The organism is Anaeromassilibacillus senegalensis (assembly GCF_001261775.1).
Taxonomy (GTDB): domain Bacteria; phylum Bacillota; class Clostridia; order Oscillospirales; family Acutalibacteraceae; genus Anaeromassilibacillus; species Anaeromassilibacillus senegalensis.
The window spans coordinates 1176657-1194212 of the sequence record NZ_LN868538.1; the positions used below are offsets into that span (position 1 = coordinate 1176657).

The following is a 17556-nucleotide window of genomic DNA, read 5'->3' on the forward strand; positions in this document are numbered from 1 at the left end:
CTTCACATAACGGGGCGCGGCATTGACATTCGTCTCTGCCGCGCCCCGCGTTTTTTTAATAACTATGGTCCAGCCTTTTTAAAGCGCAATTTTTATCCGATCGTCACGACGCATTGCTTCTGCGGCGCGCCGTCGCCCACTGCCATATAAACGCCGGTGCTCTCGCCCGCTTTGCCGATGGCGTAGACCGTATAATAATAATCGCTGCCGGCCTGTTTGACAAACTGCGTTTTGAGCACGCTTCCGTTGCCAACGGTGAAGCGCGGAACGATGCCGTTTGCCGCGGTAATTTTAAAGCAATAGCTGCTGCCGCGCTGCAGCGTGAAGTCCTTGGTGGTATCGCAGCGGACGGCGGCGGGGGCAAGTACGCTCTGTGCGGCGGACACTACCGCGTAGCCTTCTTTGCCGTAGGTATTCCGCGCGGGCATCCGGCTCGTCTGCTTTTTGCCCTTGGGCGCCGACGGCTCCGGCGTTGTGCCGGGGTCCTTCACCAGCAGAATGCGGGCGTTCCGCATCTGGGTGCAGGCACTCTGCACATCCTCCTGCGTGGCGTTCGGGTTCTCATAGACTGTGCGTGCCAGCCGCAGGGCCGCGCGGTACATGGCGGCGCTCGACGCGGTGTAGCCGCTCAACTCAAACTGTTCGCCCTCCGTGAGCAATTTTTCCAGCAGCGCCTTGTCGGGCTTTACGCGCAGCGCCATCATGGTCTCCAACAGTCGTGCCGCCATCGCGTCTGTTTCACTCTGGGTGGCGTCCTTGTTTTCCAAAAGGAGCTTTGCGTCGTCCAGCGCTTTCAGGAACTCCGCCTGTCCCTCCGGAACGTACTGCTCTTCCAGATCCGGGACCAGCTTTTCCGCCGCCGCGACCAGATTGCGCAGCGTGGAGGCGTCCGCCGTATAGGCCAGCTTGCGCATTGCGTACGAAAGGACATTATAGGCGCTGTCGAGTTCCGCGTCCGTCGCGTCCGGATCCTCCAGAATGGTCTGTGCCACGGTCAGCGCCGCGCGGAACACGCTCCAGCTCGGCGCGGTATAGTTTTCCTCTTTCAGAAGAAGGGCGGCTTTGACGAGCGCGTCCAGCTCCGGATGCGTAGGCGTTTCCGCCGGTTTCAGTTCGGCAATCGCCCGCGCCAGCTCTTTCAATGCGGTCTGGACGTTTTCTTCTGTTACGTCCTCGTTCGCCATCACACGGTTCGCCGCCGCCAGCGCGGTTTGCAGACCGGCCCAACTCTCCGCTGTGTAGGTGGACGGATTGAGTTCCATTGTGCCCGCAATCATCTCCGCCAACGGGGTTTTATCTCCCTTGGGGACGAGCACTGCCATGGCCTCGGACAATGCTGCTCTGGCGCTGTTGACTTCCGCCTGCGTCGCCTCTCCGTTCGCAAGAACGATTTCTGCCGCATCCAGCGCGCGGAGGAATTCCGCCTTGCCGGTGGAAGTATACCGGTCGATGATGGTTCTGACCGCCGCCGCTTCTTCGATTGTCTTCTGCAATTCCGCGGTATTGGCGCGGATTTTCAGGTTTTCCAACGCGCTATACAATGCATCGTATGCGCCGGTGACCTGTTCCTGTGTGGCATTGGGATTTTCATAGACAAGCTTCGCCTCGTCCCAGACCTTGACCATCTCTGCCCAGGTTGCGGGGGTGAAGTCCTTCTCATCCGCCACGCCGCAGAGCTCAAACAGTTCTTCCAGTCCGGATTTGTCCACCGGGGCGGACAGTGTTACCGTAATGGTGACGGCGGAGGCTGGCATTGTGAACGTATAAGCTTCGCCCGCGGTGACCTCCGCCACGTCCACGGACGCGCCGCTCGCGTCTGTGACCGCGATGCTCTGAAAGCGCTTGCCCGCCTCAACGTCCGCGATGCGCACGGTGACGGTCTCGCCCGCCGCCGCAATTTGCTTGTCCGCTGTAACCGCGGCAGTGCCTCCAACAACGGATGCAACGGTGACATCATACGTATCCGGCTGCGGCTCCTCGTACGTCTCATACAAGCGGAATTCCGCCGCGCTGGCGAACCCGGCCAAACCCGCGTGGATCTCAAACCGGATATAGCTGCCCGCTGTCGGCTCGAACTCCAGCCACTTTACGGTCGCGTCGCCGGCAAGCGTGTAATCGCCCACCTTGACAGCGCTTTCCGCGTCCGCGCCGACATAGACCGACAGGCTGGTGATGATGCCGTTCGTCTGGCTGTCCTGGCGCGGCACATACTGCGCCTTGTGCAGCACATGCGAACTCTTGAGTGTGGCCTCCACGGTCACGGGGTACTGGTTGACCTCGTCCCATTTGCTGTGCCACTTGGTATCATTGTTGTTGTCAAACGCATTTTCAATGTCGGTGTTGTTGTTCGGCTGCGTGGAGCTGGCCGCGACGGAGACGATTTCCGTCTTGCTGAGCGGCACGGACGCGTCGTACAGGCGGAATTCCGAGGCGCTGGCCCATCCACCGACGCCCTGTGTGATCTCAAATTTCACATAATCCGCTTCGACCGCGTCAAAGTTCATGATTTTGGTGGTTTTGTCGTTCACGAGCGTATAGTCGCCCACCTTGACGGCGGATGCGGCGTCCGCGCCCGCGTAGATCGCCATCTGCTGGATGGTTCCATTGTCCGTCTCGTCCTGGCGCGGAACATACTGCACCTCGTTGATGGTGTGCGTTTCGTTAAAGAGGATTTCCACAATATAGGGATAGCTGTCCGGCTCGCTGATCTTCGTGTGCCAGCGGGTATCGTTGTCGCCGTCGAACGCGTTCGCAATCGCCACCTGGTCGCGGTCGACCGAATTGGCGGAGACCGTGAAGGCGGAACTGGGAATCGGGTCCGTGCGCGGCGGGCGGGCGACGATCACATTGATATGTACCGGCTGGCTGTAGCCGGGCACCTTGCCGGTGATCGGATAAGTGCCGTAGGCGTTGATATTCACGGGGCTGCTGTCCCAGAAAACGGTCACGGGATAGGTGCCGCCGTCCTCCATCGTCGCGGTCAGCTGGTTCGGCAATTGCAGGAAGAAGAGCACGTCACCCTTTTCCACGCTGACGTCGCCGGGCTGTGTAACCGACACGACAGTATACTGCTGTCCTTCCGCCTGGTTCAGCAGCCAGTCCGCGTCCGCCGTGAGCTGTGCGGGCAGCTTGTCCGCCAGCTCCGTGCTGAGCAGATAATTTCCCCGGAAATTGGTGATCCAGTTGTTTTCGCTCTCCTCCGTATTGAGCGCGGTCAGGCCGGTCAGGTCAGGCAGTGCGGCAAGTTTATTGTTGCTCAGGTTCAACCGCTGCAAGCCAGTCAATCCGGCAAACGCCGTTTCCTCAATGGATTCAATGTCGTTGTTCCAGAGAGAAAGCGTCGTCAGAGACTCGCCCAGGCCTTCAAACGCGCCGGCCGGAATATTTGTGACGCGGTTTCCGCTGAGATCGAGCGTCTCCAGCTGGGCAAGGCCGCGGAAGGTTCCCGGCACAAGGGCCTCCAGATAGGTGGTGGAAACGATCAGGGTCTTGAGCTTCGGCATGGCGGCAAACGCGTCCGCCGGAAGCGTTTTGATCCAGGTGTCGTTCAGGTCGAGCGTCTCCAGGTTGTCCAGTCCGGTGAGGTCGACGTAGGGCGTGTCCTCATCCACATAGGTCCAGTTCTCCAGCACGTTGCTGGTGAAATCGATGGAAACAATGCTGTCCGCGCCCGCAAAGGTCCCGGCGGGCACGTTGTCGATGGCGTTGCGCCGAAAGTCGATGTACTTCAAATTGCGCAAACCCTCGCGGTCAAAGTCGCCGGACTCCAGTGCCTCCAGATTGTTCCAGCTGAACAGCAGGTTTTCCAGGCTGTCCAAACCGTCGAAGTGCATTTCGCTGAAAACCTCGACCTCGTTGTACTCCAAGTCGAGCGTTGTGAGCTGAGAAAGCCCTTCAAACGCCCCCACCGGCGTCTGGGAAAGGCTGTTGTACGACAGGTCGAGCCATTCTAGTTGCGGCGGCGCGCCCTCAAACGCGCCGGGCGCGATGTCCGCGATGTCATTTTCATAGAAGTACAACTGTTTCAGGGCGGGCAGGTCCAGGTTTTGGAACGCCCCTTCCGGCAGCTCCGTGAACGCTTCGTTGGACAGATCCAGGATTTCCAGCGTGTCCGATGCCATTTCAATCGCGGTAAGGTCCGTGAAACCGTTGTTTTCCAAGTTGAGATGCGTCAGGGCCGGAAGCGCGGACAGCGATTCCGCCGCAATCGCGGTCAGGCTGTTGCGGCTCAGGTCGAGCGTTTGCAGGTTGTCCAGATTTAAAAGCTGGAGGCCCGCGAGGGAGGCAATTTCACTCCTGCGCAGGTCCAGTTCCGTTGCCTGCGCAAGGTCGTTTTCATGCAGCGTTTCGGTCCCTGCCGCTTTGCAGAGCGCCGCATACAGATTTGCATCCGGAATGCCTTCCTCGGAGCAGGCAATTTCCGGCCCGGCGTCGTCCGCCCCGCGCGCTGCCTGCGCGGAGAAGCTTACACAGGAAAACACCATGGTCAGGCAGAGCAAGAGGGACAGATACTTTTTGAACATGAAACCACTCCTTTTCATAAATTTCTTCTCCTTCGATCATAATACATTCCCTAAAATTTGTAAACATGCATTCATATTTATTATTCAATATAAATAAATTTCCATAAAAAAGAATCCCCCGAAAAACTCAGGGGATTCCAGAACATGTTATTTTGTTTCTAAAAGAGGATAAACCGCTGCAGAACCGCGCAAAAGCCGGGAATACTAGGATCAAATGAAATCATCTTCTATTAAAATGCATTTCCGGCAGGCAAAATTTTTCATCGATTCCGTCCGCTTTCAAGAGCAGAAGACTGACTGGCATTTACCCGTTCCGGGAGCTTATTCCTCCATCTGCTTTGCAAGGAAGCAGGCGGCGGTCTGTACAATCTTTTCCTCTGTCTCTCCGGCGGGTTCTTTCGTCTCGCCGTTGAGCAGGATCACCGCGCCGGTTACGTCGCTGGCGGCAATGATCGGGTAAATCACGCAAGCGCTTTTATCGACGCCCTCAACCGGGCGAACCTCGCCGCTGTCTTTTCCGCTGACATACGAATGCCGGTTCTGCATGTATTCCTCCAGTTCCGGAGAAACCCGGCGTTCCAGATACTCCTTCTTGGACACGCCCGCCGCGGCAATCACATGGTCGCGGTCGCAGACAACAGCGGGCAGGTTGGTTACCTTTGCCAACACCTCCGCGTACTGGCCCGCAAACACGGACATTTCGCCGACCGGCGAATACTTCTTAAAAATAACACCGCCCTGCGCGTCAGTAAAAATCTCCAGCGCATCCCCTTCACGGATGCGCAGCGTGCGGCGGATTTCCTTTGGGATTACGACTCTTCCGAGATCGTCGATACGTCTGACAATTCCTGTGGCCTTCAAGTTAATTCCCTCCTGATCTATTTAATGAGACACATTCACCGATTAATCCGGACCCACCTCACAGCGGGGATGGTTCTCCCGCCCTGTTTACCATTTTAAAACGGCGTTTGATCCGGCATGGTCTTATTATCCACAGGAAACTCCTGACTATACAGGTTTTGACAAGGCAAATTTTGACCTCCGGACCTCCGGTCGGGTCGGCGCGGGCGGTCGCTTACTCAAGCACGGTACCACGGATGTCCGCGACGGGACCTCCGGTCGGGTCGGCGCGGGCGGTCGTTGCGCAAAGCACGGTACCACGGATGTCCGCGACGGAAATGACATGCTCCCGATTTTCCGACCAAGATAGAGCGAGCGAAGGTATTTCCTTTTTCGCATCTGCGGTGGTCTTTCCCGTAGGTCATTATCATTAACGGTTTCTTTTATATCTCACTCCACAGCGCTTCTTTATGCCAAAGATAAAACGCAATAGCATGACAGAAACAATATGCTCCCGGAAAACACCGTTCGTGCGTTCTGCTCTCACAATTGAGGGTGTACAAACAGAAAAAAAGTCGTATAATAGAAGCATCCTATTACAAGTTGGAGGGTTTCTTTTGAAAAATTGGTTTCGACTGGGCGCCGTTGCACTGGCGCTGGCCGCCGTACTCGCGTGCACCGGCTGCGCGGCACGCACGCCCGTTTCCTCAGAGGAGTTTCAAACGCACGCAGAAAACGCCGGATTTATCGTACAGGCGCCCGAAACGAGCTCGGAAGACCTTGTGGATTTCCGCATTGCACTGGACCAGGAAGCCGGTATGGAGGTCGACTTCGCCGTCTGCAAGGACCAGCAGACCGCCGTCGACACCTACAACAGCATTAAAAACAACATTAAAATGACCGATCTGGCAAAAACCAAAAATGTGGATTCCTCCGCTTACAGCCGCTATACGGTGGAGAACGGCGAAATTTATTACGTGGTGGTTCGTTTGGAAGATACGGTAGCGCTAGGTAAAGGCAAAATTATTCACCAGAATAAAATGAACACCTTGTTTGACAGCATCAAATATTGATGTATGGCAACTGAAAAATGGCAAACGCCCGGCGGGACAAGCTTTACTTTGTCCTGCCGGGCGTTTCTCATACCTGCTGATGAAACGTAAAAAGATAGAGACATAAAGAGAACCCCCGGCAAGTGCCGGGGGTTCTGTGTGTTAAAATTACGCTCTGGGATTGCTGACGAGGTCCGGATAGCTGCCAGCGGTGAAGTTCCAAATAGAAGCATCAAAGCCGTTCAGAGCAGTACTGGAGGTCATCTGAGCTTTGGTTCTTCTGGTAAAGCCATTTACCGTACCAGAAGTTGTGGATTCCGCATAGCTGTTGCTGACAGAACCAGAGTTTTTACCGATACTGATGGTGCTATTATATGTGCCACCATATACTTTATCATTCGGAATTACATAGCAGTTACGGATTTGACCAGTACTACCATTTAATCCGGCAAAACCGCCTACGTTTTGCACTCCAGCAATATAATCGCCTACATTTGCATAGCAGTTTTCAATGGTTCCGGTATTTCCTCCAACCAAACCGCCTGCATAATATGTAGATACATTTCCAGCATTAATATCATTTACATATCCGCTGTTGATACCACCAAGCGCATAGCTGGTACGGATGGTTCCATAGTTTCCGCCTGCAATGCCGCCCGCGTAGTTATAAGCGACAACGCCCCTAGTGACTCCAGAACCTTTAATATTGCTGCTGCAATCTTCCATAACACCTCTGTTCACACCAACAATACCGCCCGCGAAACCGCCATCGCTGCCTTTACTGAGCGCACCAACATAATTTCCGGTTACATGCACATTGGAGATAACGCCGCTTGCCTCATTCTGGCCTGCAACCGTACCGACATACTGGCTGCCCTCCATCTGATTTACAGACAAGTTCAGGTTTTTAATTGTACCGTTGTTCAGCGCAAAGAGTCCAATATTATTGTAATCATTCTTGACGGAATGCAAGCCGGAAATTGTATAGCCCGCTCCATCAAAGGTACCAGTAAAGCTGGTGTCCGTGTTGCTGCCCAGTCCAAGTACTTCCCAGCCACGGGCAAGAGTAATATCGTTTTCCATGACGTATTTCGCAGTCATGTCTTTACCAACATTCCAAACACCCTCTTTGGTGTTCAAAACGATGCTGTCGCCATCCATCTTAACTACATTGACTGTGATGGAAGACGGAGTTACGGTGTTATTCTCTACCGTAACGGTATAGGACTGGCTTTCCGGGAACAGAACAAACTTCTCCGGCAGGACGAGATTATCCTTATTAAAGACTGTTGTCTCGCTTACCTTTACAACTGTGCTTCCCGCAGAATTTTCATTGATAACATCATAGAAATTGATTGTTACATCGTATTCCGGAACCGGCTCTTCATCTTTTTCTACGATGAACGTTACGTCAGAAGCCGTATCTCCCGTTAAGGTGGATTCATAGCTTTGCTCCGGATCTGCAAAATGGTAGCCCTTCGGCAGGCCTGGAGTTGCCTTCGCTTCCGTTACCGTGTAGGGGAACGCATCAGATTTTGCGGTAATTTGATAATCATTCCCTACCTTTGTGCCATCCGCCAGGGTATAGTGAATCGTAATCGGAATATCCTTTACTTCCGGCTCACTGCTTCCGCCGCTGCTCGCGCCTTCCGTGCTGTCCGGCTGATAAGCATTTACAACCACATTGCCGTGGAAATGTTTGCCCTGATATTCGTTGGTTACACCTTCCGGAAGATAACCCGCGATTACATAGGTCTCCTCACCCTTGGCGGGCATGATCGCATCCGCCTTATAGACGTCTTCTTCCTTGTCCGCTTTTGCAGTTACACTATTGAGGTTGACGCCTTCTACTAGGGTCCAGACATTATTCACATTCTTGTAAACAAAAATTTTCAGGACATCCTTCAGGATATAGGGAGCTTCCTCACAGGGGATTTCAAGCTGGTCCTTCGGCTGATAAACGCCGCCCTCGTCATTTTTAAGCACATTCTTGACCATGTCATTCTGTGCGCCGATGTCCTCAACGGAAATTTCATACTTGACAGGCAGTGTGCCGTCGTTCGTGATCTTGACCGGCTGGAAGTAGACTGGCGCCGGCGCGAAATCATTTTCATCCATTTCATTTGCCGCCACGTTGTTGGCGCCACCCGCTGCATTCAGTTCGGCATAGAAATTGTCATACTGCATCGGGCGCAGATTCTTGAATTCCAAGGTTGCCTGATTTTCAATGTCCGGCTTCACGTTGATATCCAGGATACCCGCCGTAAAGTTTGCGTCCACCTTTTCCGTGTCGGTAAACCATGCCATTGTTCCGCCGACCAGAAGGCTGAACACCAGCAGGACGGATACCACAGACAAAAGGATCCTGCTTTTTTTCGTCTTCATGTTGCTTCCTCCACATCTTTTTAATTTAATATGTATCTTAGCCGCTCCAGCGGCATGGGCGCCAACGCAAAATGGGTATAATATTCCCATATTTTACATGTTATTCACATTATAGCATTCCATTTCTATAATTGAATGCTTTTCGGAAAAATATTGGCTATATTTAGGTATTATTTTCCTGTTATCATGGTAAATTGTCCTGTAACTTTTGGGGCAAAGAGAAAACTCCTCCGGATGATCATCCGAAGGAGTTTTCTCTTTTATTTGATGTCCTGTTAAAACAATTTACCGCCTGTAAACGCGGCGAATACCATACCCAGAATTCCCACATATAAAAGGGTCGCGGGCAGATTGCGGAACGCGCGCGGCACACAGCCCTTTTTACAGCGCGCCTGCGCCTCGGCGAGCACCAGTGACGCAAGATAAAACGCGATTCCTGTCCCCAGGGCAAAGCCAACCGCCTCCCAGCCCGTATAGCTGAACCGGCGCTGCACATACGGCATGGCAAGCACAATACAGTTGACCGCCGCGGGCGCGAGCACCGGGGCAATTTTCTGGTACAGCTTCGGCAGCAGGAACCGGCACAAAAACGCGGCAGCCAGATAAATCAGCGCGGCGCATACTGCATAGATCGCGGGCCGCAGAAACAAAATCGTACTGTTTGCAGCCAGAATGGGACCGACCGCCCCCGCCAGAAGCAGGGTGAACAGCGAGAACAGCCCCACAAAAAAGCTGTACAGGCCCATCAGGCCGGGCCTGCGCGCGGCGCGCAGGACGCGGCTGAACCCCACGCCGCCGGAAAACAGAACGTTTTCCGCTGCCACGGCCGCCAGCGTGGCCAGGCACAGCTTGGCAAACTCACTCATGTACGCGGCGCCTCCCTTCCGGACTTCTTCTCACGCCGCAGGTTGATTCCCTGCACCAGCGCGGCCAGAAAGCCCAACACGATAAAGCCAAAGAAGGGCAGCGCCGTTCCCCTGTCGGCGGGGATGTAAAGCCCGGTGCTGCCGTTCCACACGCTGCCGCGCTGCAGGTATTCGCGCAGGCAGGCCACGGCACACAGCACCAGTGAGTACCCCAGCACGCAGCCGAGGATATCCGCCAGCACCGCACGCAGCAGATGCGCCGGAGCGTAATCGTTGCAGCGTGAGAGCACCATGGAATTGCAGATCATCAGTCCCGCGAAAATTCCCATTGTGTTCAGCGATCCGGGAAACAGCTGGTTGACCAGCCACGCGGCGGGCAGATAGCACGCCGCGCTCACGGCCAAAACCGCGCCGGGACGCAGCCAGCCGGGCAGGAACTCCCCGACCAGGCAGAAGATAACGCCCGTCGGCAGAGAGATAAAGAGCATCAGCAGGGAGAGCTGCACCGCCATACGCAGGTTATAGCCCGCCGCAACCACCGGATAGAGGCCCAGCGCGCCGATCAGCACAGGATTTTTGAGAAACAGCCCGTTGAAAAAGATGGTGCGGGTTTCCCGCAGGGAACCGGGGCGTCTTTTTTCTGCTGTTTTACGTTTCAATGCGTTTCCCTCCCCAAGCGCGCGCCCGCAGGACCGCACGGTCCAGCAGCGGCGCAATGGCGTTGCACGCCAGCACGGCGAAACACGCGCCCTGTTCATAGGTGCTGAAATGGCGGAACGCCATTATGACCGCGCCGCCGAATGCCCCATACAGACAGCGCCCTATCGACGTGCGCGGCGCGGTCACTGGGTCCGTCATCATAAAGACGGCGCAGAAAAGCAGCGAACCGGACATCAGTTCATATTTGACCGAGGTCAGCGGGCTGCACGCGATGCGCGGTGCAGCGGCGGCGATCCCCGCCGCGACCAGCAGGAAAAACAGCGGCGCTTCCCAATTCGCCGCGCGCCGCAGGATCAGGTACAGGCCGCATGCGCCGATGATCAGCATCGCAGTCGCGCCGACCGGCCCGGGGAACTTGCCCCAGAGCATTTCAAACGGAACAATGTCCGGTTTTAAATGGTCTTTGAGCACCGCGGCAGGCGAGCTGGCGGGAATCAGCGCGCTGTGGCCGAGCCACTGCGGCAGCCAGCCGACCGGTGCGGCATACGCGAAGACCCGCTGCGGCCAGCAGATCGTGACAAATGCCACGCCCGCCGCCGCGGGATTAAACGGGTTGTGTCCCGTGCCGCCGAAGGGGCCGCGCGCCACCCAGACCGCAAACAGTGCGGCGATGGCGGGCACCCAATACGGCACACCGACCGGCATCAGCAGCGCGATCACAAGGCCCGTCACCAGAATCGACGGATCAGAGAGGCTGACGGGCTTCCTGCTGACCAGACAGAACGCCAGCTCCGCCAGACAGCACAGTCCGACGGTCAGGGCCGTGGTCAGCAGCGGGCCCCAGCCGAAATAGACGGTGGGCAGGATCAGCAGCGTGCAGAGCGCCAGGAGCATACTGCCCAGCATGGAGCGGGACGTCCGCTCTTTTTTCAAACAGACCGATTTCTTCATCCTACGCGCCCCCTCCCTTGTATTCCGCTGCGCGCAGCACGGCGGCCGTCAGATGAATCTCTGAGGGACAGGCCAGCCCGCACGCACCGCATGCAATACAGTGCTGCACGTTTGTCAGCCGGAGTGGGTCCGGCTTTTCCCGGGACATCTCCTCATAGACGGCCCAGGGAACAATGCTTTTGGGACAGGCACGGGCGCACTGGCCGCATCCGATACACGGAAAGCCTCTGGGGACCGGCGCTTTTTTCAGTGCGATCAGGCAGCGGGTATCCGCCGTGACGGGCGTCCCCAGGTCCGTCACGCGCCGGCCGGTCACGGAGGAGCCGATAAAACAGGCCCCCGGCGCCTGCTCCGTCCCACAGAAATCCAGCAGGCTATGGAGCGGCGTACCGAGCGGAACGCGCAGGTTAAAGGGATTGAGAACCGCGTCCCCGGTGACGGTGACGAGAGTTTCTGTCTGAGGCAGGCCGGTGCGCAGCGTCCGCTCCAATGCGGCGCAGGCCTGCACGCCGATAAAGCCGGTTTTCTTCCCCTCCCGGTAGAGCTTGCGTTTGAGCATCGCGCGGGCGGGGTACCGCGTCTCCACCGCCACACAGGAAGCGGTTGCATGGGTCCTCTGCAAAAGGCGGACCTCCGCGCGGGAGCTCGCCGCAATTTGGCAATCCGCCGCCCCGCAGGCCTTCGCCGCTGCTTCCAGTCCGAGAAGCACCTGATCCGGGCAGGCGCGCAGCGTCGCAATAGCGGAAGACACGTAGGGATCGTCGTCGATGGCGTTCGCCAGCAGCAGATCCACGCCGCGCCGGCGGAATTGTTTCAGCTTTTTATACAGCGGCTGCCCGTCGAACTCGTCGACAATGCCCGCTGAAGCCGCCGCCGCAATGATCTGCTCCCGGTGCCCGTGTTCCGGCGGCTGCATCTCCTCGCCGGGATTGTCCCAGTCCGGGATGAGCACCGCACAGGGCGTCTCGCCCAGCAACGGATGGTTGACCGTCTGGATTTCCTCAATTTTCCCCGCGGCAGGCGCAAAGGCGGGTGCGGCAAACTGCGGCGCGGAAAGCGGTGCGTTTTTGGGAACCCAGGTGCCCGGTACAACGGTCCGGTCCGCCGCGCGGGCGCAGCCTGGCAGCGGAACCAGCAGCTTTTGCGGCGCGGGCAGGGACTGGATGCCCTGCCGGAGCGGTGCGTCCCTGTGCGGCTCCAGCCGGACGCCGCGCGGAAACAGGGTCAAAGGATCACCCCGTTCCCTTCCCGCAGCGCGCGGATCGCCGCCGCTGCGTCCGGTGCGCCGAACACACTGGTCCCTGCAACGCAGACGTCCACACCCGCGGCTTTTGCAACCGGCGCGGTCTCCAGATTGATGCCGCCGTCCACTTCTACATAGACGCCGCGGCTTTTGAGCGCGCGAACCTTCTCCATCATCGGTTCCATAAAGGATTGTCCGCCGAACCCCGGCTCCACGGTCATCACCAGCACCATGTCCACCTGGTCGAGGTAGGGGTAAACCGCTTCTACCGGGGTTTTCGGCTTGATGGCCAGCGCGGGCTTCGCGCCGCCGTCACGAATCGCGCGAATGGTATCCGGAATGCTGCTGTCGGCCTCCAGGTGGAACGAGATCACATCCGCGCCCGCCTTTAAAAAGTCCCCGACATAGCGGAGCGGGTCACTGATCATCAGATGAACGTCAAACGGCAGCTTGGTATAACCGCGGATCGCCCCGATCACGGGCGCGCCGAACGTCAGGTTCGGCACAAAATGCGCGTCCATTACATCCAGATGAATCCAGTCCGCGCCGGACCGGTCCATCCGTGCGGTTTCCTCTCCCAATTTCGCAAAGTCCGAAGACAGCATCGACGGCGCTATCAACATGGCTGCGGCCTCCTTTTATGTTTCGCCTTACGGCGGTTTCGTTTCCTGTTTATTGTACCTGAATTCTCTCTTTTTTTCAACTAGACCTGCGGTCAGCACGGCGCGGGCGGACGTTGTGCAAAACAAAATACCACGGATGCCCGCGACGGAAAGAACCAACTCCCGTGTGGCATCTTAGCCAGTAACTTGATTAAATTTTCTTGTTGAAAATTAAAAACACCCAGTCGACCCTGGGCCGAGCATCCCCATAAGCGGAGAAAACCAAAGCTTCGCCGGCAATGAAGAGCACCTTGGTAGCCCTGAGCAAAGAATTCCAATGAGGATACCGGGGGTGTAGGGGGGCGTGAGTCGAAGTCATCCGGAGCCCAGCTCTCGCGCCCCCCCTACGCGTGCCTTTGTCCAACTTTCGTGGCAAGACCGAAAGTTGGTGCCGCCCGGCATGAGGGCAACCAGCGGTTTTCTCCCGCTTTTTCAAAAGCGTAAAAAGGGACAAGATTGCACGTGCAATTAATTTGCTTATTTCATGTAAAGTGTTTTTAATTTTGCTTTTTGATATAAGATTGTCCCTGCAAAAATTTCCGCTGTAATTGTGTTATGAAATAAAAGCCGTAACAGAAATATTGCTTGTGCAACAAATATTTCTTTGCTTTCTTAAAGCGAAGAATCCCGTTGTTTTCGCAATGTGAAAATTTGCTTTTGCTTGTTTAAAACAAAGAATCCCATTGTTTTGAAAGATAAAAATTTGTTTTACTTTTTTAAAGTAAACAGTCTTTGCTGTCGCTTTTCAAAGCGACGTACACCCCCGGCGCAAGCCGGGGATCCAAAGAAAAGCCCCAGAGGCAGCATGTTGCCTCATAAAGAACCCTATCACTCGTTCCCACTCGCTCTTCTCAGGAAGAGGACCTCCGGTTGGGACGCTCGCTAGAGGCTAAAGCCTCGCTCGACACTCTAAACGACCATCGCCGCTTTTTAGAAACGTAGAAGAATATATTTTAAGAATTGTCTGCAAGGTAAAAATGGTTTTCGCCGCCTTTAGAAACGTAGAAAGACAAATGTAAAGAATTGCCACAAGGTGAAAATGGTCCTCGCCGTAGGCGTGTCCTGACCGGAGGTCCGCGAAAGACGTTGCACGTCCCGTTCTCTGCGGAGAACGGCAAAGGGCGCCGCCCTTTAATCCCGCCGCTTTTTAGAAAAGCGGAAAAACACGTTGGGGGCATAACCCACAAAATAAAAAAAGCCTTGGGAGCTTGTCCTGTCTGCCCCGCCACAGCGGTATTTATGTTAGGGATAAAAACACCTTGTACGGTGGGATATAAAAGATTATTACTTTATTATGTAAGTTTACTGGGAAAGCCGCCGGAGGCGCGTAAGACGTCGCACGTCCGGGCTTTGCCGACCGCAGGTCCGGGAGCTTGTCCTTCCCGTCCGGCGAACGCCCGGGTCGTTCACCGCACGCCGCTTCGCGCCGGCTGTCCCGGCTGGAAGCCCGGCAGCGGGGCGAGCCACTACCGGACAATCTATGATGAAGCGGTTTAAATATATTCGCCCCGCACTTTTATTGTATGCGGCTCGCGGGAAAATGGTCTGCATAAATCCAAGGTTTCTAAAATAAAAATCGCGGGAAGGAGGATGTTGTCCCCCTTTTCCGCGATTTTATCATGTACTGAGAAATTACGAATGCGCGTCCTTATCCTGTCCTTCGGCAATCTGCCGCTTCCGGTCCTTATAGTACGCCGCGCACAGCAGGATCAGCGCCGCCGCCGCAATCGCGCGGAATACCCATCCCCATACACCGGTAAACAGGTCTATCGACGTCATTGTATTGGCAACCCACCAGCCGCCCATAATCAGAAAAAATCCGCCCGCCGCATACATGATCCGGTTTTCCCGGCCAAACCGAAAAATCAGAATCAACCCTACCAGGAACCACATACCCGCGTAAATATATTCCATCATCGCTTTAGCCCTTTCTGAACCCGCTGCGTCAGGCCGTCCGCCGGCCCTCCGCTTTTGCATTCAGTATACCCCGCGCGTCCGGTTCTGTCAACCACGGTGCGGGCCGCACCGGCGAACCGCTGTATCTGCCCCGCCGCAGGGCACGCAGCCGCTGCTGCCGCCGTCTCCGGCACAAATACTCCCGGCGCACCTGTATCAGGCAGCACAGGCCCGTAATCAGCATCAGCACGGTCTGCACCGCCGTAAAGAACGCGTTTCCTTCCCCCGCTGTCAGCGCCGCAAAACCCATCACAGCGGTCAAAATACACAGCACCCGGCTTTCCTCCGTCCGCGGCCGGTATTTGACAAAAAGCGCGCACGCGCCGCAAATCCATAAAATTCCCATCACTTCGTTCATTGTTCCGCCCTCCTGCCGCTCCGACGCCGACGCCGAAAGCGCTCATATGTTCTGTCTGTGTTTATAATAACACAGACGTTCTGCTTGTGCAAGCGTTTTTTCGAACAAAAATCGAACGCAAGCCTGTATTCTCACAGGCAAAGTCCGTGAAAGCCCGTGGAACAGAACGATCCCCCCGCCGATGGCAGGGGGATCGTTCTCATGTTGTGTGAGCCGCGCATGAAACGCGGGCTCTTGTCTGTTGGATGTGTTTATGGTATAGCCGAGCGGAGGGCGGTTCCGGAAGCAGCGCTTCACGGAACGGTCCTCTGCAAAATTAAAAAATCAGAGCTTCATCAGTCCAAAATATACAGGCTCATATTGCGCACGCCAAAGTTCATGCACTCCTGGTACGTATCGTAATAGAGGTCTGCCACGATGCGCCCGCTCTTGACGCCGCCGCCGGTATCCGCCGCGATGGCATAGCCGTAGACGGTCTTGCCGTCCGGCGAACAAATATACATCTTTGTGCCGTACGGGATGATCTTCGGATTGACCGCAACCAGGCCCACCGCCGCCGGCTTGCCCGTAGAGGTGCGGCCGCCGCCGGTATAGGCGGAACTACGCCCTGTAATGACTTTGCTGTAATTGACGGTATTGCCCTTGTGGTCAACCAGCGTTCCGTCGCCGTTGACGATCGCCGTTGTGGCGCTTCTCGGCTTGGAGCCGACGCGCACTACCTGCGTCACAGGTTCCACGTCCACAGTTGTGCTGAGAACCGTTTCCTCCGCGAGCTGCCCGTCCACATATTTCTGACGTTTTACAACGGTCTGGCTGCCGGGTACACCCTGCACATCCACGACCTTCTTGCCCTTGTCCATACCCGCGTCCGTCTTGGTGGTCGTCTCAAACGGAATTTCCTCCGTGACGGTCGCCTCCTGATACCGGACACGCGCGACGACGATCTGCATGCCATCACAGACACGTTCGTCCAAATTCACGCTGACCTCATCATCCGGGCCCAGCGTGATTCCCTGGTCCTCTAGGGTTTGCGCCACCGTATTGGACGGCGCAAGCAGTTCTTCTGTTTCTCCGTCCGCCGTGATGGAAACTTCATATCTTCGCGTCACGACGATTTCCGTATCCTCGGTGACCGTTTCGTTCTTCTCAGGCTCTACCACATCGTTCACGCCCAGCGTGACGCCCGCTTTATCCAACACATCCGCAACATCTTCCCCGTAATACGCCAAAACGTGGTGGGTGACGCCGTCTGCCAGAATTGCCGCGTCATATGCGCTGACCACTGTCAGATTGATCGCCTCGTCGTTTTCCGTCCGGGTAATATTGTCGTCCTTGCCGACCTCGATCTCAGGGTACTGTGCCCGGGCCAGCTTGAGGATGTCCTGCGTCCCGCCGCTCGTGGTCTGGAACGCATAAAATTCCCCGTTGTACGTGAGATTGACGTCGCGTGTCGCCGCCATAACGGTGATGACGGAGCTGACCGTGATCAGCGTCATGACCAGCAGAGCGGTCAGTCTCTTAAACGGGGTTCTACATAGGAAGCGCTTTCCTGTCTCCAGAATCTGCTTCGTTTTCTGATTGAACATTGTTTCACCTTTTTCCTTTGCTGCGGCAGTTTCGGTTTGGCCATCACTTTTTGCCGCCCTCCTGTTGAGCGATAAAAAGACATTGACAAAGTAATACAGCTACTACATTTAGGGGGGAGCCCCCTGATCGCCGCGTCATCGTGATTAGGATTTGTGTCAACGTCCGTATTATATTCATCCAATCGCACATTGTCAAATTTCCATCGAATCGGATTTTGGGCATTATGAACAAATTGAAAAATAGTATTTTACCATGTTCCCATGATACGCCGCCTTTTTGCGGTTTTTTTCGGTTTTGCTGGATGCACGCCGAATGGGTTTTCTGTGCACAATGCAAGAATTTAATGGTTACAAACTTGTTACAAAGATTTCACCTCTGTATTTTATGCCTTTTTTCAGCCGCAAAAGAAAATAAATTTGCATTGCATCCCCTTCCGAAAACAACAAAAAACGGCTTGTACGCTGGGTTTCCAG

General features: G+C 55.6%; 12 protein-coding genes. 1 reads left to right on the forward strand and 11 read right to left on the reverse strand.

The features are described 5' to 3' along the window. Window positions 1–92 precede the first annotated feature (92 nt). Both BN2106_RS15195 and BN2106_RS15200 read right to left on the reverse strand, forming a co-directional pair. Window positions 93–4541 carry a leucine-rich repeat domain-containing protein gene (locus BN2106_RS15195; RefSeq protein ID WP_082236546.1) on the reverse strand — a complete coding sequence of 1483 codons (4449 nt, stop codon included), beginning with the start codon at window positions 4539–4541 and terminating at the stop codon, window positions 93–95. A gap of 303 nt (window positions 4542–4844) precedes the next feature. Beyond that, entirely contained in the window at window positions 4845–5384 is a 540-nt protein-coding gene (locus BN2106_RS15200; protein ID WP_050699394.1) for a stage V sporulation T C-terminal domain-containing protein, read from the reverse strand. A gap of 596 nt (window positions 5385–5980) precedes the next feature. Here BN2106_RS15200 and BN2106_RS15205 point away from each other — a divergent pair. Next, the gene (locus BN2106_RS15205; protein WP_050699395.1) at window positions 5981–6436 is read left to right on the forward strand and encodes a hypothetical protein; all 456 of its coding nucleotides are present in this window, start codon (window positions 5981–5983) and stop codon (window positions 6434–6436) included. Window positions 6437–6583: 147 nt separating this feature from the next. Here the strand turns inward: BN2106_RS15205 and BN2106_RS15210 are convergent, their stop codons facing one another. The 9 genes from BN2106_RS15210 to BN2106_RS15250 form a co-directional block, all read right to left on the reverse strand. Beyond that, entirely contained in the window at window positions 6584–8800 is a 2217-nt protein-coding gene (locus BN2106_RS15210; RefSeq protein WP_050699396.1) for a TasA family protein, read from the reverse strand. Window positions 8801–9075: 275 nt separating this feature from the next. Then, window positions 9076–9666, reverse strand: a complete 591-nt coding sequence (locus BN2106_RS15215; RefSeq protein ID WP_050699397.1) for an Rnf-Nqr domain containing protein — start codon at window positions 9664–9666, stop codon at window positions 9076–9078. Continuing rightward, window positions 9663–10325, reverse strand: coding sequence for an Rnf-Nqr domain containing protein (locus tag BN2106_RS15220; protein ID WP_050699398.1), 663 nt, complete (start codon window positions 10323–10325; stop codon window positions 9663–9665). Before BN2106_RS15220 ends, BN2106_RS15215 begins: the two co-directional genes overlap by 4 nt. Continuing rightward, the gene (locus BN2106_RS15225; protein ID WP_050699399.1) at window positions 10315–11277 is read right to left on the reverse strand and encodes an RnfABCDGE type electron transport complex subunit D; all 963 of its coding nucleotides are present in this window, start codon (window positions 11275–11277) and stop codon (window positions 10315–10317) included. Before BN2106_RS15225 ends, BN2106_RS15220 begins: the two co-directional genes overlap by 11 nt. Window position 11278: 1 nt before the next feature. Continuing rightward, a complete protein-coding gene (locus tag BN2106_RS15230; protein ID WP_050699400.1) occupies window positions 11279–12505 on the reverse strand; it encodes a 4Fe-4S dicluster domain-containing protein in 1227 nt (408 codons plus the stop codon). Beyond that, entirely contained in the window at window positions 12502–13143 is a 642-nt protein-coding gene (gene rpe / locus BN2106_RS15235) for a ribulose-phosphate 3-epimerase (RefSeq protein WP_050699401.1), read from the reverse strand. The genes BN2106_RS15230 and rpe overlap by 4 nt, the downstream gene beginning before the upstream one ends. 1671 nt (window positions 13144–14814) lie before the next feature. Continuing rightward, complete coding sequence (locus BN2106_RS15240; protein ID WP_050699402.1) at window positions 14815–15099, reverse strand: hypothetical protein; 285 nt, start codon at window positions 15097–15099, stop codon at window positions 14815–14817. A 28-nt stretch (window positions 15100–15127) separates the two neighbouring features. Beyond that, window positions 15128–15496, reverse strand: a complete 369-nt coding sequence (locus tag BN2106_RS15245) for a hypothetical protein (protein WP_050699403.1) — start codon at window positions 15494–15496, stop codon at window positions 15128–15130. Window positions 15497–15831: 335 nt separating this feature from the next. Then, window positions 15832–17082 (reverse strand): 3D domain-containing protein, encoded by a 1251-nt coding sequence (locus tag BN2106_RS15250; RefSeq protein WP_050699404.1) that lies wholly within the window; start codon window positions 17080–17082, stop codon window positions 15832–15834. Between the last annotated feature and the right edge of the window lie 474 nt (window positions 17083–17556).

Excerpts from the sequence above, each read along its gene's own strand:
- BN2106_RS15195 (WP_082236546.1), bottom strand. The coding sequence starts at position 4,541 with ATGAAAAGGAGTGGTTTCATGTTCAAAAAGTATCTGTCCCTCTTGCTC.
- BN2106_RS15210 (WP_050699396.1), bottom strand. The coding sequence starts at position 8,800 with ATGAAGACGAAAAAAAGCAGGATCCTTTTGTCTGTGGTATCCGTCCTG.
- BN2106_RS15215 (WP_050699397.1), bottom strand. The coding sequence starts at position 9,666 with ATGAGTGAGTTTGCCAAGCTGTGCCTGGCCACGCTGGCGGCCGTGGCA.
- BN2106_RS15225 (WP_050699399.1), bottom strand. The coding sequence starts at position 11,277 with ATGAAGAAATCGGTCTGTTTGAAAAAAGAGCGGACGTCCCGCTCCATG.
- rpe (WP_050699401.1), bottom strand. The coding sequence starts at position 13,143 with ATGTTGATAGCGCCGTCGATGCTGTCTTCGGACTTTGCGAAATTGGGA.
- BN2106_RS15240 (WP_050699402.1), bottom strand. The coding sequence starts at position 15,099 with ATGATGGAATATATTTACGCGGGTATGTGGTTCCTGGTAGGGTTGATT.
- BN2106_RS15245 (WP_050699403.1), bottom strand. The coding sequence starts at position 15,496 with ATGAACGAAGTGATGGGAATTTTATGGATTTGCGGCGCGTGCGCGCTT.
- BN2106_RS15250 (WP_050699404.1), bottom strand. The coding sequence starts at position 17,082 with ATGTTCAATCAGAAAACGAAGCAGATTCTGGAGACAGGAAAGCGCTTC.